The 19863-nt window shown below is 63.7% G+C and carries 15 protein-coding genes; 5 read left to right on the forward strand and 10 right to left on the reverse strand.

The window, feature by feature from the left end; translation table 11 throughout:
* Positions 1-292 precede the first annotated feature (292 nt).
* The 4 genes from HOV91_RS09130 to HOV91_RS09145 all read right to left on the reverse strand — a co-directional run bounded on the left by HOV91_RS09130 (position 293) and on the right by HOV91_RS09145 (position 4978).
* Complete coding sequence (locus HOV91_RS09130; RefSeq protein ID WP_174185007.1) at positions 293-685, reverse strand: DNA-binding protein; 393 nt, start codon at positions 683-685, stop codon at positions 293-295.
* Positions 685-942, reverse strand: a complete 258-nt coding sequence (locus HOV91_RS09135; RefSeq protein WP_174185008.1) for a hypothetical protein — start codon at positions 940-942, stop codon at positions 685-687. The genes HOV91_RS09130 and HOV91_RS09135 overlap by 1 nt, the downstream gene beginning before the upstream one ends.
* A 93-nt stretch (positions 943-1035) precedes the next feature.
* A complete protein-coding gene (locus HOV91_RS09140; protein WP_174185009.1) occupies positions 1036-2067 on the reverse strand; it encodes a GIY-YIG nuclease family protein in 1032 nt (343 codons plus the stop codon).
* Positions 2068-2191: 124 nt separating this feature from the next.
* Positions 2192-4978, reverse strand: a complete 2787-nt coding sequence (locus tag HOV91_RS09145; protein ID WP_174185010.1) for a DEAD/DEAH box helicase — start codon at positions 4976-4978, stop codon at positions 2192-2194.
* Positions 4979-5293: 315 nt separating this feature from the next.
* Between HOV91_RS09145 and HOV91_RS09150 the strand changes: the two genes are divergently transcribed.
* Genes HOV91_RS09150 through HOV91_RS09160 form a run of 3 tightly spaced genes read left to right on the forward strand, consistent with a single transcriptional unit; the run spans position 5294 to position 7688 of the window.
* The gene (locus HOV91_RS09150) at positions 5294-5593 is read left to right on the forward strand and encodes a hypothetical protein (protein WP_174185011.1); all 300 of its coding nucleotides are present in this window, start codon (positions 5294-5296) and stop codon (positions 5591-5593) included.
* 15 nt (positions 5594-5608) lie between these two features.
* A complete protein-coding gene (locus tag HOV91_RS09155; protein WP_174185012.1) occupies positions 5609-6862 on the forward strand; it encodes a DUF6973 domain-containing protein in 1254 nt (417 codons plus the stop codon).
* Positions 6834-7688 carry a hypothetical protein gene (locus HOV91_RS09160; protein WP_174185013.1) on the forward strand — a complete coding sequence of 285 codons (855 nt, stop codon included), beginning with the start codon at positions 6834-6836 and terminating at the stop codon, positions 7686-7688. The genes HOV91_RS09155 and HOV91_RS09160 overlap by 29 nt, the downstream gene beginning before the upstream one ends.
* Positions 7689-8028: 340 nt before the next feature.
* On the opposite strand, the gene HOV91_RS09165 is transcribed toward HOV91_RS09160, so the two are convergent.
* A complete protein-coding gene (locus HOV91_RS09165; protein WP_174185075.1) occupies positions 8029-8820 on the reverse strand; it encodes a helix-turn-helix domain-containing protein in 792 nt (263 codons plus the stop codon).
* A 183-nt stretch (positions 8821-9003) separates the two neighbouring features.
* On the opposite strand from HOV91_RS09165, the gene HOV91_RS09170 reads away from it, so the two are divergent.
* Together HOV91_RS09170 and HOV91_RS09175 are read left to right on the forward strand one after the other, a co-directional pair.
* Positions 9004-9444 carry a DNA-directed RNA polymerase subunit beta gene (locus tag HOV91_RS09170; RefSeq protein ID WP_174185014.1) on the forward strand — a complete coding sequence of 147 codons (441 nt, stop codon included), beginning with the start codon at positions 9004-9006 and terminating at the stop codon, positions 9442-9444.
* Positions 9441-9656: a hypothetical protein gene (locus HOV91_RS09175; protein ID WP_174185015.1), complete on the forward strand. Its 216-nt coding sequence runs from the start codon at positions 9441-9443 to the stop codon at positions 9654-9656. Before HOV91_RS09170 ends, HOV91_RS09175 begins: the two co-directional genes overlap by 4 nt.
* Positions 9657-9680: 24 nt before the next feature.
* Here the strand turns inward: HOV91_RS09175 and HOV91_RS09180 are convergent, their stop codons facing one another.
* Genes HOV91_RS09180 through HOV91_RS09200 form a run of 5 tightly spaced genes read right to left on the reverse strand, consistent with a single transcriptional unit; the run spans position 9681 to position 19767 of the window.
* Positions 9681-11249 (reverse strand): serine/threonine-protein kinase, encoded by a 1569-nt coding sequence (locus HOV91_RS09180; RefSeq protein ID WP_174185016.1) that lies wholly within the window; start codon positions 11247-11249, stop codon positions 9681-9683.
* Positions 11250-11305: 56 nt separating this feature from the next.
* Positions 11306-14482 (reverse strand): type I restriction endonuclease subunit R, encoded by a 3177-nt coding sequence (locus HOV91_RS09185; RefSeq protein WP_174185017.1) that lies wholly within the window; start codon positions 14480-14482, stop codon positions 11306-11308.
* Positions 14483-14486: 4 nt separating this feature from the next.
* Positions 14487-15710: a restriction endonuclease subunit S gene (locus HOV91_RS09190; RefSeq protein ID WP_174185018.1), complete on the reverse strand. Its 1224-nt coding sequence runs from the start codon at positions 15708-15710 to the stop codon at positions 14487-14489.
* Positions 15707-17701 carry a type I restriction-modification system subunit M gene (locus HOV91_RS09195; protein WP_174185019.1) on the reverse strand — a complete coding sequence of 665 codons (1995 nt, stop codon included), beginning with the start codon at positions 17699-17701 and terminating at the stop codon, positions 15707-15709. Before HOV91_RS09195 ends, HOV91_RS09190 begins: the two co-directional genes overlap by 4 nt.
* Positions 17698-19767: an N-6 DNA methylase gene (locus HOV91_RS09200; RefSeq protein WP_174185020.1), complete on the reverse strand. Its 2070-nt coding sequence runs from the start codon at positions 19765-19767 to the stop codon at positions 17698-17700. The genes HOV91_RS09195 and HOV91_RS09200 overlap by 4 nt, the downstream gene beginning before the upstream one ends.
* Positions 19768-19863: the final 96 nt, after the last annotated feature.

Consider the following 19863-nt stretch of genomic DNA (forward strand, 5'->3'; position numbering starts at 1 on the left):
CTCCCCGCCCGCTTCGCCAACACGAAGCTGCGCCGCATCTCCCGCCGCGCGATGTCGGCCCCGTCCTCGGGGTCGAGCAAGGTGCACGCGGTGGAACAGGCGGAGATCATCGCGGAGTCGTTCGAACCGACAAGTTAGTTCCCTGCTATGACGCCGGGCCGGATCGCTCAATTCTCGAGCGATTCGGCCCGGTTTCGTACTGCGGGTTTGAGTTCTAGGACGTCGAACAAGGTGTCAGCGCTGAGGCACAGGTCGTTGGCTCTCCCGATCGCTGCTCACGCATCGAACGAGCTCACACCTTGACGATCTCGATCTTCGGACCGCACAGCAACGCCATGTCCTCGGGGTCCGACGTCACCACCGTCGCCAGCCCACGAACCGAGCGGGCCGACGCAGCCAGAACGGCGTCGATCGCGTATTTGTGCCCACCAAGGCCATGCTCGCGCAACAGCGCAGCGGCCTGCGCGGCCAACTCTCGCGTTACGGCGTGAACATCGATCTGTGACAGTGTCCATGCGATCCGGGCGGCATGTACTTTGCTGTAATCGGCTTCCACCGTCGTCATAGCCGTGGTGGCTACTCGCACGCCATCCTCTTTGGCCGCCTGCACCCATGCAAGCATGCGGCGATCCTTCCGGTACAGCATGGACAGCCCCTCGCTGTCGAGGAACAGCACATCCGGCATCAGGCGGCCGATCCGCGCGAACCCCGACGCCGCCGCTCAAAGCCCAACTCCGCCCGCGCCTGATCGATCTCCGCACGAGTCAACGGCTCGTCGTCCTTCTCGAAGTCGGCCACCAACTCCCCCAATTTGTCCATCGCGACACGCTGCTCCAACGCCTCGGCGACATAGGCGGAGAAGCCGCCGGGACCGACATGGGCTCGGGCCTGCTCAGCGAGCTCCTCGGGGAGGCTGATCGAGTACTTCTTACTACCACCCATGCCCTTCATACTACCAATAGTAGCAACGATATACCGGAGCAACACCATACCGCCGTCGTCGAAGGAATCGCCGCTGTCCCGAGAAACGGGCGGCTATGGTACGGCCTCGGCGCTTTTCGTCGCCGAGTTACGCGGCAACCCGGGGCGCGGGTGATCGGGGTACACCGCTTGCACCAGTTGCGGACAGTGGTAGCGGGTATAGATGCAGAAGTGCTTACGCATGATGTCGAGAACTAATCGGGCCGCGGCGGTGGTGACGTGTGGGTCATCGACAAGGCGCCGGAGACTGTCCAGAGTCGAGCACTGCACCGAGATGTCGTCACTGCCCGCGTCGGCATACTCGCCATACGACAACCGCACCTGAGGATGCCGACGCAGAAATTTGCGTTCGGCCTCGGCGGTGGGTACCAGCAGGCTGCGGCGGACATTGAGAAAGCCCGACAGACCATCGGAGACGACGAATACCTCCATCGCACCGACACTCACACAGAAACGGCGCTGGCCGCCGTAGGTTCCGGTGCTGACCGACCAATACTGAAACTCAGTCGCGCGCGGCACGGGAACCGAAGAGTCCAAAAAGGCGCGAAGCAGCGCGGTGACCTCATCAGCCCCCGGCCTCGCTTGGTACCGACGCGCGTTTGCCGCGTATCGGACCTCCTGCGCCGGCATCGACTTCAGCGGTGTCGCATCGGCGGCGTTGTAGACCAGCGGGTCGGCCAGCCACCGATCCTGCTCACCGACGGGCAGCAATTCCTCGAGGGCGTCGCGCCCAGCGGTGGCTCTCGCATTGATCACATTCCGTAGCGGTACGCCGAGCGCCTCCAACTCATGGGTGAAGGTCCGCTCACGCCGCTTGAGTTTCTGTTTCGACGCTATCTCCGGCCGAAACCGCACCGTGGCGATCTCGTCGCCCCACTTCGCGCGGTGCCCAACCATTCGGCCCCGGAGGTTCACAGATTCGCCGACATAGAAGCTGTCATCGTGGAATCGAAGCAGGTACCAACCGCTCAGCACAGGCTGGCCAGGCGGCAGCGCCACTGTTCGGGCCTCCGCGAAAAGAACTGCTGCATCGAAATTCCGGGAATCGGCCCAGCTCTCGGCAACCGATCTAGGCGGTGGGTTCACGGAACGAGCATAGGAATCGATATCTGAACTTTGCTGCGGGCCAACGCGTTTCGATTCTCACCGTCCAAGTGTAGGGGTAGATTCGTTGGGACTCACACGAACGAACGGCTGAGGTGAGCGACGTTCACTCGCCACACCGTGGGCACACACTGCGTATTCCTGCCCTCGGCCCGCCATTGATCTCAGCGCGCATCCGGAGTGTCCCGCAGGCGCACCGCTCGGGGTCGTCGCCCGTGCCCGGTACGCCGTTGATGTGGCGGCGCAACGATTGGCGTCGTACCGCTTGGGCGAGGTCGGGGTGTTCGCTGCGCAGCAGCACGCCAGGATCCCGACCGAGGATCGGGGCCTGCGCCGACCAGAGCACGGAATCGGTGACCACGAACGACTCACGGCACTGCTGCAGTGGATGGAGTGTGGTGTGGTGGTCGCGTAGCGCACGCTCGACCAGGGAGCCGATACTCGAGGGGCCGAACCAGAACTCGATCTTCACTCTGTCGGGAAGGTTCGTGAGCACATCGAGTATCGACGGGGTTACCGGTCCGTCCACCGTGGCCGAGAAGATCTGGACGCTATCTGCCGCGTGCGCGATATCGTCACAGAGGAGTGCCAGGCTGTGTTCGATGCGTGTGGGCCCTGACCCATGCGCTACCTCACGCCAAGTCCATTGCCGCGCCTCCTGACTCAGGTTCTGCAGGAACTCCCGCACCGGCGTCCGCAACGCCGCCCGGCTGCGGTGGATACGGCCCATGTCGGCGAGCATGATCGCCTGCTCCCGCGCCCTGCTCATGGCGACGTTGAGCAGGCGGGCACCTTCACTACCCGCGGATGTTCTCTTGAACCAGTCGTGAAGGTCGAGTCCGCTGCCGCTACTTTCCACGGCGTCGTACAGCACCACATCGGTCTCACCGCCTTGAAATCGGTGCACGGTGGACGCGAGAACTCGCGGATCATTTTCGGGCGCAAGGGCTTGCATCAGCTTCGCCTGCGGCGCGAACGGGCTGATAAGGCCTATGCTTCCTGGTGCGGCGGCAGCCCTCAATAGGCCCGCGAGGACGTTGGCAGCCAGTTGGGCGTGCATCACGTTGTATCGAGACGACATACCTTCGCGTCGAGCGAGCGGAGCCCGCAGCTCCGCGGTGTCGATCAGGATCATCTCCGGTTCGCCCTGTGGGATCGTGCGAGCCGGTCGGCTGCGAACCGACGCCGCCGTCCGAAGTCCCACCTCAGTGTAGAAGGACCGTCCAATAGCATCGCCGATCTCCGGCCGCATCCGATGCTGGGTGTCGAGTGCGACAAGGTTCGCGGGCGGACGGGCCGAGCCCACGGCCTTCGCTACCCCAGACTTCTCGAATGCACTCTGACTCAGCCATTCACGAGCTTCGGGGTCGTTGGACTGCACTATCGGTGGAAGCTGCCGAAAGTCGCCCGCCACGATCGTGTGCCCGACACCGGTACCCGCGACGAGCATCGTCATAGCCGCGGTCATCATGCTCGCCTCGTCGATGACGACCACGTCGAAGTCCTTGTCTCGCACCGGTTCTTTCAACACCACCTGGTGCGCCGTGCACGCGATCAGCTGCGCTTCCTGGATCACCTGATCGCGTACTTCGCCGAGCAGCGCGACGAGTCCCTTGGCGAATCCTCCTAGATCGGCGATCTTACGAACCAACGCGACACGTTCCTGGGCGCGGTTCGCCTCGCGTGCGGGGATGGCGCGGTGGCGAGCACGTAGCTCGGCCAGTTCGCGCCGGATCTCCACCAGCCTGCGTGCCGGTTCGGCTCCCTGATCGGCGGCGATCTCGTCTAGGAGGACGGCGGGACGACGGTCCGTCAGAAAGTCGTCGACGGTCGGCCCGATTCGTACCACCTCGCCGGTCGAGAACTGCGGTCGGCGTCTGAGGAGAGCGCTCAACGCGACATCGATGGCCGCGTTGGTCGGGGCAGCAAGCAGCACTGTCTTGCCCGCATCGAGAAGTTCGGCGAGCAGGACGGCCAGCGTCGTCGTCTTACCGGTGCCCGGCGGTCCCCACAGCCAAGTGAGGCGAGAACACAGTCCGTGCGCGACCGCCAGGCGTTGTCGTTCGTTCAGTCCCGCCACGGGATATGGCTCGATCGGCGGCACCCGTTCGAGCACGCCGGCAGTCGAAACGGGTTGCAGGGCGGCGGCGGAATCGAATCCTTGCGTCGGCCCCTGGATTAGCTCGGAGAATTTTCCGATCTGCTCGGTTACGAGATACGACAGATCACATTTGAGACGAGCCTGTTTCCAGAACGGCTCGTTCGCGCGCATGTCCACCGTGATTTCCGACCCGTACTGGGTAAGCACTTCGACATCCACGCCGCCCCTGTGGTCGGTTGCCGCGCCAGTCGGTGGCAGGAGAGACGCTACGGTTCCCTCACGCACGTTATCGCTACCCTGGATCTCGTACCGCACGATCCGCCGGGTTGGAGTCTCCTCCAGAATCTCTCCGTCGATCAGCTCGATGTTCTGCCATCCCGTCTTGCTGACGACCGCGCTCTTCTCCCGGATCAGCGCCGAGCGTGCGGCTGTGGCCATGTCTTTCCAGCCGGGTGCGACTGGGCTGGCAGCGGTCACGGGCGCCTCAAAGGCCCGTACGAGACGCTCACGCAGCACGTGAAGCTCATGGCGAAACGCCGCGCTGGTCTTGGCCATCTTGTCCGCGACCGCGTCGTGCGCCCGATCCGCGGTCCCGCTGGCCGCCATCGTTTCCGGACGCCCTGGGTCGTACCAGTGCTCCGTGGTTTTGTCGAACTCCGCGATGCGGTGCTCATGACAAAGCATGAACAGATCCGTTGGTTCCAGCCGCCGGAACCCCCGGACGTCGAGCTGAGCGAGCAGCTCCTCGGTCGAGATACGGCGATTCGCGACCAATTCGCGAATAGTTCTCACCAGCATTTCTTTCCGGTGTTGCCTCACTATTCCCCCTGGTGACGCAGGTCTGGAGCAAGACATGGTCACACACATCCCGGTAGCCTGCACGCAGAATGGAGCATGATGCCGCGCAAGCGCTGCGGCAATGACCTGTTGACCGGCACGCCCACAACGATTTCGAGGGCGTAGGGTTCACCGCACGCTTCGGAATCTCGACCGGCTGCTCGCCTGAAGAAGCCCACGCGCAGCGACCTCATACCCCACGCCTGGCAGCCTGATCACGCCGCTATGTACGCTGTACGCTCCCGGACCGTTGATGTGGGGGTGGCTGGAGTGCAGATCGACCCCGTGACGCTGACAGATGCAGCGCGCGTATTGGAATTCATCGCCGACGACGTCAAGGATCCGGTAAAGACGCCACGCCTGGATGCTGCGGACTGCATCAAGTCGTTGCGGGATTCACCGATCGCCACCGCGCTCGGCGACGCCGATGGCGCGAGCGAGCAGGCCAAGATCGTGATGGAGAAACGGTACCGATGGATGGCCCATCTGCTGTATCTCACTGCGACAACGTTCCACGGCGTGGACGTCGATCTGGCCAACCAGTTGCACGCCATGGGCGAGTTGAACTGAAACGAGAACCTACCGATGTGGATTCCGAAGCTCGCCGACCTCATCAGCATCTCTGCTGATACGGAGTCTCGATCGTTGGACGTGTCGGCCCTGAGGGCGCTGGGCGAACGGGCAGAGAACGTCGAGAAAGGGCTCAACGCCACGGCCGACGCGATGCGCCGGCAGATCCAGGCACTGGAGTGGTCGGGCGCCGCGAGCCGCGCCGCGACAGATCGCGCCGATCAGGAGTACCAGGACGTTCGCAGGATCGCCGATGCGCACGGTCGGCTCGGTGAACTGGCGATCGGCGCACATAACGACATGTCCTACGCCGTCTCATTTCTGACGTCCACAGCGCTGCTGCTCATGTCCGAGGGCTTTACGGTTGACCAGGACTGGACGGTTCATGCGCCCGACGGCGGTGACAAGGATCGGGCCACCAATGACACCGTCAGTCTGCAGGCTCAGGCCAAGCACATCGGATCCTCCATGGAGACGTGGGCTCCGCAGATCACACAGGTCATCAAAGATATTCGACTGCTGGCACCGCAGTCGGCAGCGGACCGCTTCGCGACCGATCCAGCCGAAGTAGCCGAGATCAAGGGTAGACCCGCCGGGGCAGGACCGGCGACGCTACACGAGCGTCTGCAAGCCGAATACAATGTCACACCCGATCCGGACGGGACGGTCATGTTCCCTGCCGATCCGGACAGCGCACTCGGCAAAGCTTTGGCAGCCGCCGGATTCGAGCCCAGACGCGTGACCGCCAGTGAGGCCAGAATGCTGTCCGAACTCGACTTGCACGGTGTCCTGGCGTTCTCCATGATCGAGCAGGCCGCATCGGAAGAGGGCAAGACGATCTTCGAGGATAAGCCACGTGCGGGCGGCGTGGGCGACGGTCACGCCGACGCATTCCGGCACGCCTACTGGAACACCCTGCTTGCAAAAGAATTCGGCCAGGACTGGGCGAACGCGTACACGACTGCGCACGAGCGCATCGACGGTCCGACTTCACACGCGAGCGCGGAGGCGATGGACCTGCACAACAACGAGGTCGGTCGTCGAATCCAAGCCGAGCATCCGAATGCGTCGCCCACCGAACTGAAGGAGCTTGTGAAGAAGGCGGTAGAAAACGGTCAATTGGTTGTCGTCGGACCCGACGGCCAACTGAAGTACAGCAACCAGGTGCCATTCGGCGATACGGGGATTACCGACAGAGAGCCCCCGGCACGAGGTGGTCACGACCCGGAGGTGACGCGCGGTGAACCCAAGAACGGAACCTACTACTGAGGGAAAGTGGCTTCGCAGGGTGCTGTGGGGCGTTCTTCTCGTCGCTGCGCCGGTGTTCGCGGTGGTCGGACTGCTGGCGTATGTGAGCGGCGGCCCGTTCGAACGGCACTTGAGTGAGGACAAGGCGCTGTCCGCACAGTTGAACGACCTGTGGCGGAAAGGCGGCTCCGCGCCGCTGCGCGATCTCGCCGGGGGAGAGTGGGACCGCGTCTACGTCTACCAGCAGGAATACGTGGGTCGAGAGCAGGTGGAGCGCGAAGTCGGCGCACCGGTGGAGATGGAGGACACCTTCTCCAAGCAGGGCGCCTCTGTGCTGGTCTTCGTGAAAGGGGATAGCGTCCAGCGGGCGGCATGGGTCGAAGTGCCACTGATTTCGGGGATCTACACCGCCGCCGTCGAGCTTCGAGCGCCCGGCTACCCGCGCTATCTCGAGTTCGCGGAGCCCCCGCCGAGCGGTCCGCGCCTTGCCGAGGACACCGAACTAGAGGCGAAGAAGGATGAACTCTTCCGCACTCACGGATCAGCGCTGCTCCGGGACATCACCGGCGGCGATTGGGACCGGGTCTACGTCGTGACCGCCGACACCCGCGAGAAGGTCGAGGCGTTCGTCGGCGCTCCGGTCGAGATGGAACCCATCTTCACCGAGCGTGGAAGCATTCTCGTGTTCACGAAAGACGGTGCGGTCCAACGAGCCGCGTACATCCGCGGGTATCTTCCTCCCGACGGCGTCTACAGCCCTGCCGTACGTCTCGACGCTAACGTTGCCCCTCTGGAGGTACGGCTCGTCGACCCCACTCCGCCTGAGACAACAACCGCGCCGCGGTGACTCGGCGGTGGCAGCGTTCGCGCCGACGGTTGATCGGTGGCGGTCGGGTTCGGTCGTGCGGCGCAACGAGGTCGAAGCGGTCGCTGTATAGCACTCACGCCGCCCACGGCATCAGACAGCACGGTCGTCGGACCCGCCCGTTTACATCCCTCCAGCCAAGCGCCGAGCTCGAATCGGGTGAACTCCAGTGCTTCGGTTCTGTTGCGTTGGTGTTGCGGGGCAGTCCGCCCTTGGATCCGCAGCGACCTCGATGCACGTCCCTGGGTGGGTAGAGCTGACTTCCCTTCAGAACAGTGTTCTCAGCCCTACTCCAAGCTCTAGCGCTGAATCCCAGCCCCGCTCAGCACGAGCGCTGACTCCATCGCTCGGCCAGTTGCAATATGTACTGGCGCGATTCTCGCGGGGACAGCGCTGTCCGGCACGCGTGGTCGAACACAGCGGAAAAGGAGGCAACTTCGGTGACGTCGGTAACGAACTGTCCGCTCCCATGCCTTTCGAAATGCACGCGCTCGGCACCTCCCCACGGGTGTGCCATGATCGTGAAGTCCCCCATCCGCAGAGCTTCGTACATCCCTGCGTCGAAGGGGGTGATCCTGATCGTCACGTTCGGCAGGTCCGCTAAATCAGCCATCGCAGTCAGCTGCTCGGCCATCACCGAACCGTCGCCCATCCGAAGATGCAGAACCGACTCCGGCTGGACAACGTCAATCGTCAAATCACCATTGCGTACACGCTTCTGTCGATGAAATCGCTGATCGATCATCCGCTGGATAGACGTCTCCGACATGCCGACGATTCCCACGGTGCTGCCGATACTCGCAAGATATCGGGGAGTCTGCAAAAGCCCATGCACAGCCCGAGGCTCGTGGGTGCGAATCCTGATCGCCGACTGCTCCATTGCGAGATAGGCCACCAACCACTCTGGTACCTCGTCGACCTGTGGGACGACACCGTTGAGCATCGCGTCCAACTCGCGCATGGACACACCGATTGCGTCGGCATACCGCTCCCGCTGCGTCAGTTGCGGCGTGGACTCACCACGCTCCCACTTACCTAGTGTCGTTCTATCTACCCCCACGAACTCTGCGATCTGCTCCTGAGTCTTTCCTGATGCCTTCCGCGCGTCGATCAGCCGTTGCGTCGCATAGAGGCATCATAGATGTCTCTTAAGTGCCGTGGCTGACATTCGTTTGAAGCGTCAAGCTATCACTGCGCCCGGATCAAGTGACGCCGCGAACCCCTTCGCAACCTGATCCGACACCGTCAACATGTCGGACCGGGCGCACCCACAGGTACGAGCATCCAGGGGGTCACTATGTCCGCATCCGCCGTAGCGGACGCGCTCGGCCGGTGCCACTACTACCGCACCGTTTGCCATTTGCCCTGCCACATCGATGAATCCGGACGCATCGCTGTCACCATCGGCGGGCGAGTCCGCGCGGTCACCACGCCCGAACCACTCGGAAACGCCATCCGTGAGTACTTACTCGCCCGGTCGTGGACGGGACCGATCGTATGGCACCGCTCGCGTAGGTACACGTTTCTCACAAGCTACTCGGCTGAGGCCGACGACCATTCGCTCTACGCGCGCACCCTGCTCCGCACGAACTCGCTGATCATTCCGCCACTCGGCATCGTCGCGTTGCCCTCTCCCACGGACCACGGAACCTACCGCAGATGGATAGAACCAGCTCGCGACGGCTACCGCCCATGCCTGAAGACCGTGCTCGACGCCCTTGTCGCCTGCGCCCCGTGACCGATCCCAGCACACCGCGCCCCGGCGAACCCGACCTCCACTTGAGCATCTTCCGGCACGGAACAAGACTGGACTACGCGGCTTGCCGCACCGCCGCCCTCCGCTTCATCGCGGAATGGCACGCCCGGGAGCACGAACCCATCACCGTCTTCCCTGGCCCTACAGCCGGTCTCAGCCGGTTGCCGTGCGAGCGCCTCTACCTGCATCCGTGACCGCTGCCAGCGGCCAGCGAGCGGTCACTTCGGATCCTCCTCCGGCAACGTCCGCAGAAGCGCCGCAACTTCCACCGTGAATTCGTCCGCGGGCCCGTTGATGACGCAGAGATCTTCGTGCAGGGCGCCGAGTAACATCCTCGCCTCGGCGAACTGCCCGATGCTCGCGAGCATTTCACCGAGGTCGAAGCGCAGGGTCAACGCCATTTCACTGCCGTCGCTGTTGGCTGAGACCACCTCGTCCAGTACCGACCGCAGTGCGGCGATGCCACCGTCGGTGTCGCCCAATGCGATGCGGCAGCGGGCGGCGCTCGCGCGGCTGTCCCACGCGAACTCGCTGAAGCGGCCTTGGACACGGCGGTATGCCTCGGCGAGCGCCTCGAACTCCCGCTTCGCTTTGCCGTGTTCCCCGCCCAGCGACCAGGCCGCCGCGACCAGGCTGCGCAACCTGAGTACCGCGAGGTTGTCCGCGCCATTGACCTCGGCGGCGCTGTCCAGGACAGCGTTGAGCGCGGCCGCGGCCTGATCGAATCGGCCCTGTTCCAGCAATTCGTTGTAGCGCCGCTCCGCCGATTCGATCGCGGTTCGCAAGTGCATCGCCGAGAGCGGAACGGTCGGCGGCGCGGCGTTGGGCCGCAGGCGGGTGGGTTCGATCTGTGAAGTCTCCAGCGGCGCGTTGGGCCGCCGAAAGATTCGTGTGGGGTCGGGAAAACCAGGAAGGTACAGCTCGGCGGGAGCGACCGGGGTGCCGGGGACGGGAAGGAACGGCAGCAGGCGTTCGTACACCGCGCAGGCGTCGGCTGGGCGGTCCTGAGGCGACTTCCGCACCAGGTCGAGTACCAGTCGCTCGAAGTCGGCGGGAACCTCGGGCCGGATCTCACGCAGCGGCTGCGGTTCGGCGTCGACGTGTTGGAGTTGCAGGTCGAATTCCGAAGCCGCATCGAACAGCGGAGCGCCACTGACCATTTCGTGGACCATGCAGCCCAGCGAGTACAGATCGCTGCTCGGGTTCTGAATCCGCGCGCCCTGCACTCGTTCGGGAGCCATGTAGCGGAAGGTGCCGATCTGCTGACCGGTCTTGGTCAGCCTCGGTCCCCCGTCGAGGATCGCGGCGATACCGAAATCGATCACCTTCACCGCGCCCTCGCGAGTGACCAGCACGTTGTCCGGCTTGAGGTCGCGGTGCACGACCGGGATCGCGTGAGCGTGGGAGAGCACGGTGGCGATCTGCGCCGCGACCGCCGCCACCCAGGTGAGCGGCAGCGGATTGCCGGGATTGATGTAGTCGCGCAGCGGAACCCCGTCGATGAGTTCCATTACGAGATACACCGCCTCGAACGAGGCGTCGAGCACCGCGTCGAAGACCTGCGGCACGCCGTGGTGACGGATGCGTGCGGTCACCCGCGCTTCCTGGCGGAAGCGCTGCGTGAACTCCTCGGCCTGCTCATTCGTCTGCACCTGGTCGAGGCGGATCTTCTTGACAGCGACTTCCCGGTCCAGCACGGTGTCGTAGCCCCGCCACACCGAACCCATACCGCCCGAGCTGATCTCCTCGGTCAGCTCGTATCGGTTGTCGATCCGCCGCTCCCGCATCCCGCACCCCTGCTCAATGCCGCTATCAGTTGCGACGGTATCCGAACGACGCCGTCTCAGGCCACGCTGTCGAGTCCGGCCTGGCGGCGGATGGTCCGCCAGGCAGCGCGGCTGAGCTGGCGATTCACCGTCTCCTGGAAGGATGGATCGGCCTTGTTGAAGTACTTGTTACCGACCTCGACGATGGTGTCGATGTGGTCCATCATCTTGTCGCGCAGGACCTCCACGAATTGGTTGCGGAAATCCTCCTCGTTGCGGTTGGCGAGGGCGGCCAGCTCCACGTTCGGGTCGGCCAGGGCATCGCGATACGGCTTGAGCAGGTCGTCCTCCCCCAGTTCGAGGCCGAAGCGGTCGTTGAGTTCGGCAATCAACGCCGACAATAGCGCCTGCTCCGGGTCCTTGGCGCTGGCCGAACCGTCTGCGAACGAGGGCAACACAGCCGCGCCTTCCGGTTCGAGACCGATATCGTGCTCGCCGGTCCGCTCGACCCGCAGGTGGCTGAGGTCGACCTGGCCGATGTCGACGCCGCCGTCCTCCAGCCTGGGCAGAACGTTGAGCAGGTGTTTCCCGTACAGGTGCAACATCTCCAGCTCGATGTCCTGATACGGCACGATCTGAGCGAGGAACCCGTATTTGCGGACGAAGTCGCGCAGGTCGGCGCGGAAGTTTTCGGCGGTTTCCACGTCATCGGCTTCGTCGCTGTGCAGCAGTACGGAGAACCGGGCGGCGGCGGGCTCGAGGTGCCGGTACAACTCGGCGTGCATTTTCTGCCACTTGGCCTGCGAACCACCTGCCCGCTGCTCCGCCCGCGTGTAGGCGTCGGCGAAGTCACGCATCTCCTGTTGCAGCAGGATCGGCGGGGCCAGCACACGGTCCTGTGCGCGGTAGAGAAGGTTGGGGTCGGTGGGAAGCGCTTCGGCTTCCTCGTAGTAGGGGCGGAACGACTCCTGGATGTGCTCGGCCTCGTTGTAGAAGTCCAGGACGGCGAGGTCCTCCACCGATTTCCCCTCGGCGGTCCGATTGAGCCGGGACAGGGTCTGTACCGCGGCGATGCCCGAGAGCGACTTGTTCACATACATCGTTGTCAGCAACGGCTGGTCGAAACCGGTCTGGTACTTCTCGGCGACCACCAGGATCCGGTACTCACGCTGGCCCTTGCCGCCCGAGCGGGTCGCGACATCGTCGGCGCGCGTGTACGCGAAAGCCTTGGGCAGCTGGGATTCCGGCAAGCTGCCGTTCTCCTTGGATTCGGTGATCTCCTCGCCCTCGTAGTCCAGCGTTCCGGAAAAGGCCACCAGCACGCCGATATCCGGGTACTTCTCGGCGAACCCCGTGTCCTCGAGGTGGCGGCGGATGGCCCGGCACATCGCGACGGCGCTCTTACGCGAGTCGGTCACCACCATCGCCTTGGCCCGCCCCTGGAGACGAGGACGGGTGTGAACCACGAAATGCTCGACCACCACCTGCGCTTGCTGCGCCACCGTGGACGGGTGGGTGAACGCGAACCGCGCCAGCAGCGTCTTCGCCTTCGACTCCGGCACCTCGTAATCGGTGGGATTCTCGTTGACCAGCTTGTAAAAGGTTTTGTAGGTGACGTAATTGCGCAGCGGATCGAGGATGAAGCCCTCTTCGATCGCCTGACGCATCGAGTAGGTGTGGAACGGCTGGTATTTGTCGCCGACCAGGGTGCCGAAGGCTTCGAGGGTCTTGGCCTTCGGAGTCGCGGTGAACGCGAAGTACGACATGTTGTGCGCCTTGCTGCGATCCTCGGCCTTGCGCTTCAACCGATCGGCGACCGTGAGTTCGGTGGCGCCCGCCTCGTCGTCATCGGCGTCGAGACCGAGGTCGCGCAGGGCCGCGCGCACGGCGGTGGCCGCGTCACCGGACTGCGAGGAATGCGCCTCATCGATGATGATGGCGAACCGGCCGTGCCGCAGTTCGGCCTCGTTGCGGCGGAGATAGTCCAGCAGCGCGGGGAAGGTTTGCAACGTGATCGGGATGATCTTGCCCGACTCTTCGTTCAGTGCTCGAGCAAGCTGCTCCGACTTCGCCCCTCGCTTCTCATCGATGTTCACCATGAGTCCCTGGACCTTTTCGAAGCTGCCCACGGTGTCGCGCAGCTGGGCGTCCAGGTTGCGTCTATCAGTGATGATGATGATCTTGTCGAAAACCGGGACACCCGTTTGCAATCCACCTGCGGCCGCGTCGGGGTCGAGCGCAGCCGGATCGGTGGGTGTATGCAGGTCGGACAAGCGATGCGCCAGCCAGGCGATGGTGTTGGACTTTCCCGAACCCGCCGAAGCCATCACCAGGTAGTTGTGGCCGGCCCCGTGTGTGGCTGCGTGCGCGGCGAGCTTCTTTACCACATCCCATTGATGGAAACGCGGGAAGACGATCGACATGCTCTTGCGCCCGCTAGGGCCCTTCGACTGCTGGGTGTGCACGAAGCGCTCCAGCATGTCCAGCCAGTTGTCCGGATGCCAGATCGTCTCCCACAGGTAGGAGGTGGCGTACCGGCCCGGTCTCGACGCGGGCGGATTGCCCGCGCCGCCGGAACGCCCCGGACCTTCCGAACCCGTGTTGAACGGCAGGAATTGGGTTTTGGGGCCGCGCAGCTGAGTCGTGACGAACACCAGCAGCGGGTCGACCGCGAAATTGGCGATCACCCGGCGGGTGAAGATCAGCTCACTCGGGTCGCGCTCGGTGCGGTATTGCCGCTTCGCGTCCTCCACGGTCTGGCCGGTGAGCGGGTTCTTCAGTTCCGCCGTGGCGACCGGGATGCCGTTGAGCATGAGAACCAAATCCAGCTCATTCCCCGCGTCCGCATGTTTCGTGGCGTATCGCAGTTCCCGCACGACCGTCAGCCGGTTCGCGCGGTACTCCGCCAGATCCGCCTCGGACGTCACCAGATTCGGCTTGAAGTACGCCAGCCGAATCCGCACACCCCGATCCTTGACGCCCGACCGCAACACCTCGATCAGGCCCTTCGTCCCGATCTGCTCATCAACAGTGTTTGCCAGACTGCGCTGTGCGGCATCCTGGTCACCGCCGTAAGCCGTCACCAGGTCGTCCCACTCCACCTGCTGCGTCGCGCCGATGAAGGCGAGCAGCTCACCCATATCGAGCCCGAGTTCGGGGCGGTACTCGTGCGGGTTGCCCTGCCGCCAACCGGCTTCTCGCATGCTGGCGACGATCGCGTCGCCGAAGGTGAGTTCGTCGTGAACCGGGCTCATGGTGTTATACCCCCTGGATCGTGTTCCGCCCGCTGGCGGTGGTGACGTCGAATTGGCCAGTTACGGCTGCAGTGATGAGGGCCTGTCGGCGTTCTGCGAAGAGTTCGAGCTGTCGTTGAATTACTATTCGTAAACGGGATGATTCTGCCGTACCCTTTGCGATCATCTCAACAATTTTGGTCTGTTGTGCGAGATCCGCCTTGGGAATCGGCCATACCTTGATGTCCTCACCCCTCAGTTTGACCATAGATTGCGAAGAGCCCCTCGCAATGGACTCGACCACCGAGCGAACTCGCCGACTCAGCGCGACTTGCGCGACGTACTCGGAACTGATGTGAGGCATCAAGCCAACTCGATAGATGAGGTCGGGCAGCAATAAGCGATGGGATTCATCTGGCACAACCGCAACGTCGCCTACAAGATCCGGCGTGTTGGCCCTGGTCACTAGCAGATCTCCTGCATGCACCTCAAACTCGAGTGAAGGCGATTCATCCTCCGGCAAGAGTTTATTTTCCGCAGCGTTGAATACTCCCGCTTTAACGGCACTCAGTTTCAAAACCGCCCACTCTGAACTCGTTTTGCGAGGCACCGAATGACATTGAGGACTAGCACCTTGCTCTATGCGTGTGATGAATCTGCGGAGAGGTAATTCCCCCACCGAATCCGCGAGGCTATTGATTAGACCATCCCGGAAAGCAGACTGACGCTCCGACAGTAGCTTCAACATCCGCCGCCGCCTCTGAGCGATACTGTCGATGCGCGATGTTTCGCCGTCGAGGAAATCGGCGATGCGGCGCTGCTCCTCCAGCGGAGGGGAAGGGATTTCGATCTTCTTGAACTGGTCCCACGGGATCTCAAACCCATTAGGCGGCATATTCTTAGATCTCCGACCAATTTCCTGCCTAAATGGTTCGGAGCGAAGGAGAAAATGGAGATAACGCGGGTCAATTTTCCGCCCGTCAACCGACAAGACCCAGTATGCCGGAGAGATGACGCCGTCAAACCGAGACGTACCGTATGCACCGAACCTCGCCCAGAGTCGGTTGACAACCAAGTCGCCAGCACGAACGATGCTATATCGCGATAGATCCTCACTGGGCTGGCGGCCTTGTGAAAGATCACGCAGCTCAATGCCCGATTCTGACTTCACAGTTAGAAGTGGCAATTCTGAATCGCCGAACTCCTCACGACTACGGAGAACTGTCCAGAGTGGAATACGGGAACTCACTCGGTAACCTTCCTCAACAACTCCTGAATCTCTGCCTCCACTACCTCCAGCTCCGCATCAATCTCAGCCAGCGGACGTGGCGGCGTATACACATAGAACTGTCGCGTAAACGCGATCTCGTACCCGATCTTGGTCTTGCTGTGGTCGATCCACGCATCCGTGACATGCGGAAGAACCTCGCGCGCGAGGTAGTCCTCGACATCCTCATCGAGGGGAACGTTCTCGTAGTCCCGAAGGTCGGAGTCCGGCTCCGGTTCCCCCTTGACGAGTTGAACTTCACCCTCAGGATCGCGGACGCCGATGATGTCACGAAGCACCTTGCCGAACGGCGCTCCGGCGGGCCACGGCTCGCCGGCACCGACGACTGCGTCCTTCAGTGCGGTGACGGCGTCGGCTTTGGTTTTCCAGGTGGAGCCGAGGAGCGGCTGTAGCAGTCGACGGAAGTCGTCGATGTCGAAATACTGCTTGGCGACCTGGGCGGTGCCCGCGAGCTTGTCGAGCGCTTCCTCGGTGAGTTCGAAGCGCAACCGCAGGGGACGCTCGACGGTGATGCGCTGGTAGCCGAAATCGTTGTTGGCGAAGATCTTCACCTTGCCGTGCTGCGGATGGTCGGGTTCGGCGGCGACCTCGAGGGCGTTGCTGTAGAGCCGGGTGATCTCGGTGATCTGTTCGGGGGTTATCAGCTTGCGCTTGTCGCCCAGCGATTTCCGCATCTTCTGCCAGTAGTCGCGCGCGTCGAGCAGCACCACCTTGCCCCGATGTTCGGGCGACTTGCGGTTGGTGAGAATCCAGAAGTACGTGGAGATGCCGGTGTTGTAGAACAACTGGTCCGGGAGGGCGACCACTGCTTCGAGCCAGTCGTTTTCGATGATCCAGCGGCGGATGTTGGATTCGCCCGATTCGGCGGCGCCGGTGAACAGCGGTGAACCGTTGAAGACGATGGCGACGCGGCTGCCTCCGCCTCCACCGAGGTCGACCGGCTTCATCTTGGAGAGCATGTGTTGCAGGAAGAGCAGGGAGCCGTCATTGATTCGAGGCAGGCCGGCTCCGAATCGGCCTGCGTCGCCGAGGGTCTGGTGCTCCCATTCGACATCGGCCTTCACCTTCTTCCACTCGACGCCGAAGGGCGGGTTGGCGAGCAGGTAGTCGGCGCGCAGGTCCTTGTGGCCGTCGTCGCTGAAGGAGTTGCCGAAGACGATGTGGTCAGGATTCTGCCCTTTGATCATCAGATCGGAGCGGCAGATCGCCCAGGATTCGGGGTTGAGTTCCTGACCGTAGGTCTCCACCCGCGCCTGGGGGTTCATCGCCTTGATGTGTTCTTCGGCGGAGCTGAGCATGCCGCCGGTTCCGCAGGCGGGGTCGAGCACCTTGCGGGTGACGCCGGGTTTCCCGACGAGTTCCGGATCGGGGGCGACGAGCAGGTTCACCATCAGCTCGATCACCTCACGGGGAGTGAAGTGCTCACCAGCAGTCTCATTGGACTGCTCCGCGAAGCGCCGGATCAGTTCCTCGAAGACGTAGCCCATGTTGTGGTTGGAGACCACTTCAGGATGCAGGTCGAGGTCGGCGAATTTGCCGATCACCTGGTACAGCAGCCCGGCTCCGTCGAGGCGCTTCACCTGCTGGGCGAATTCGTATTTCTCCATCACCTCGCGGGCATTCTCAGAGAAGGAGCCCACGTAGTTGAGCAAGTTCTTCGCCACGTAACCGGGGTCGGCGAGGATCTTCTTCAAGGTCAGGTCGGAGACGTTGTAGAAGACGGTGCCCGAGGCTTTACGCAGGAACGGGTCCACGTCCAGGTCGCGGTCCTTGATCTGTTCCAGCTTCGCCAGCACCGCGTCTCGCGTCGGCTCGAGCACGCACTCCAGCCTGCGCAGCACCGTGAACGGCAGGATCACCTTGCCGTAATCGGACTGCTTGTAGTCCCCGCGCAGCAGGTCGGCGACCGACCAAGCATGGTTGGCGAGTTCGGTGTGCTTCCTCGTACTCACTTCCTACCTTCCGAATCCTTCGTTTCCGCGTCGATATTCGTGTGCTGGGGCGCGAGCGCGCCCACGGTAAGGCCGGTGCTGATCAGGTCGGCGGTGTGCTGTGCGGCGGCGGCAGCGCGACGAGCGGCCGACCGCAGCTGGTCCAAGCGGCGAAATGCCTGACCATAGCGCTGCTGGTCGGCGAGCTTCATCATCGGTATGCGCAGCCGGGCGGGCTCGAGGCGGATCGTCGTGGTGCCAACCATGGCGGCGGAGTTCTCGGCGCTGCCGACGAATCCGGCCAGGAACCAGGGGTCCAGTCTGGTCGGGTCCGGACGGAACACCACCACACCCGTGCCCGCGACCGCGCCGACGTCCGCGCCGTCCGCGACGCGGGCGCCCTGGGTGGTGCGATGATCACCTCGGAAACGGGAGACGAGCACGTCCCCCGCAGCGATCACGGGTTGGTCATCCGAAGACCCCGATGCGGTCCGGCCCGAAGGCGGCGCGCCTGTCACCAGATCACGGCCGGTGAGCACCGGACGCGACTCGTCGCTGACATCGCTCTCCATATCCTCCGGTCCGCGTGCCGCGACGATAGTCCGCAATGCGCCGCCACGCATCAAGTCTCCGACGGTCACTGTGCGCCAAGGCTTTTCGGAAGAAGAAGACCATGCACTGACCGTAGCCGCAGCCGTGGTGAGCATGGTCAGCTCGTCGGCCAGCACGCGGATCGCATCGTTCGCCGCTCCGGAAACACCCGCCGGGTCCAGAGCCGCTCGCACGTGGCGCGCGGGTGTCAGGTCGACCTCGTCGTCCAGCACATCCATCGTTCGCACGGCGGCCGCCACGTCGGGTACCGCGGCGGAGGCGCAATCGCCTTGGTCGAAAGCCCGCCAGGAATCCAGCACGGTGCGGGCCAGCGAGTCCCACCCGCTACCGGCATTCATCATCGCGGTGGTGTCGATGAACAGCAGTCGATCGGCGATCGGCCCACCGGACTCGGGACGGCGGAGCACCCACAGGTGCAGCCCCACCTGACGTGGCGCGGAGACACCGGCAGGTAGGCCCACCATCGCCCGGACGGCACCGGCGCGCACCAGTTCGGACCGGATCTTCCGCCCGGAACCGCGGGCGGCGACCGCGGGCGGAAGCAGCACAACGGCGACACCACCCGGCCGTAGGTGGGCTAGTGCATGCTGCACCCAGGCCAGCTCGGATTCACCGCGCGGCGGCACCGAATACTGCCACCGGGAATCGAGGGCGAGCTCGTCGGCGCCCCAATCCCGCTGCTGATAGGGCGGATTGACGAGCGCCGCGTCGGCGGCGAGGCCGGGGAACGCGTCAGCCAGCAGGCTGTCACCCGTGCTGATGTCGATGTCGAGACCGGCGCCTCGCGATCGCAGCAGTGCGCCGGCGCGTTTGGCCTGGACCGCGAGCACGTCCTGGCCGCGCAAGGTGCGCGCGCCGACTCGTACAGCCTCCACGAGCAGGGTTCCGCTGCCGCAGGCAGGGTCGAGCACCGTTTCCGGTGGCGACCCGGCGGCGGCGAGGTCGGCCATCAGCGCTGCGACAGGCCGCTCGGTTGGGTAGACACCCGTGGTCGGTGTGCCGTCGAGACCGCGCTCGGCCAGTATCTCCAGGGTTCCCGTTATCCCTACCTCGGCCTCGGCCGCCCGCAGCATCGCCGGTAGTTCCGCACGTATCACACGGGCGGCTTTCTGGGCGTCAGGTCTCAAATGCCCCACCCGTAGCGCCTCCCGCACAGCTTCTTCGGACAACTCCAGGAACGGGCTGTCGGGCGGAGAGCAAACCAAGCGGTCCAACAGCTCAGGAATGACGGCAGGCTCCAGGTGAGTGCGCAGGAACGTGCGCAAGCGTTGAACCGGCGACTCCGCCGCATCCACGCCATGCTCACGCAACCATTGCCGCACCTCATTCCAATCGAAAAGCGGACGCGATTCGCTACCGCCGGCCGTACCGGGGAAGTCCTGGTGCCTGCGGCGCCAGTTGCTGACGGTCGCACGGGTGACGCCGGCCAGCCGGGAAATCTCCGCGGCGGTGACCAACGGGGTGGTTTCCGACATGGTCCTCCTCTCGGGTCCAGCCTCCCGAATACTACCGTCAAAGTCAATCAGAGGATCTGTGATTGACAATGTTTTCAGTCTCAGATACGGTTCGTT

The organism is Nocardia barduliensis (assembly GCF_013315795.1).
Taxonomy (GTDB): Bacteria; Actinomycetota; Actinomycetes; order Mycobacteriales; family Mycobacteriaceae; genus Nocardia; species Nocardia barduliensis.

Coding starts and splice junctions, on each gene's coding strand:
- HOV91_RS09170 (WP_174185014.1), top strand. CDS start 9,004: ATGTCCGCATCCGCCGTAGCGGACGCGCTCGGCCGGTGCCACTACTAC.
- HOV91_RS09155 (WP_174185012.1), top strand. CDS start 5,609: ATGTGGATTCCGAAGCTCGCCGACCTCATCAGCATCTCTGCTGATACG.
- HOV91_RS09135 (WP_174185008.1), bottom strand. CDS start 942: ATGGGTGGTAGTAAGAAGTACTCGATCAGCCTCCCCGAGGAGCTCGCT.
- HOV91_RS09200 (WP_174185020.1), bottom strand. CDS start 19,767: ATGTCGGAAACCACCCCGTTGGTCACCGCCGCGGAGATTTCCCGGCTG.
- HOV91_RS09180 (WP_174185016.1), bottom strand. CDS start 11,249: ATGCGGGAGCGGCGGATCGACAACCGATACGAGCTGACCGAGGAGATC.
- HOV91_RS09185 (WP_174185017.1), bottom strand. CDS start 14,482: ATGAGCCCGGTTCACGACGAACTCACCTTCGGCGACGCGATCGTCGCC.
- HOV91_RS09130 (WP_174185007.1), bottom strand. CDS start 685: ATGCCGGATGTGCTGTTCCTCGACAGCGAGGGGCTGTCCATGCTGTAC.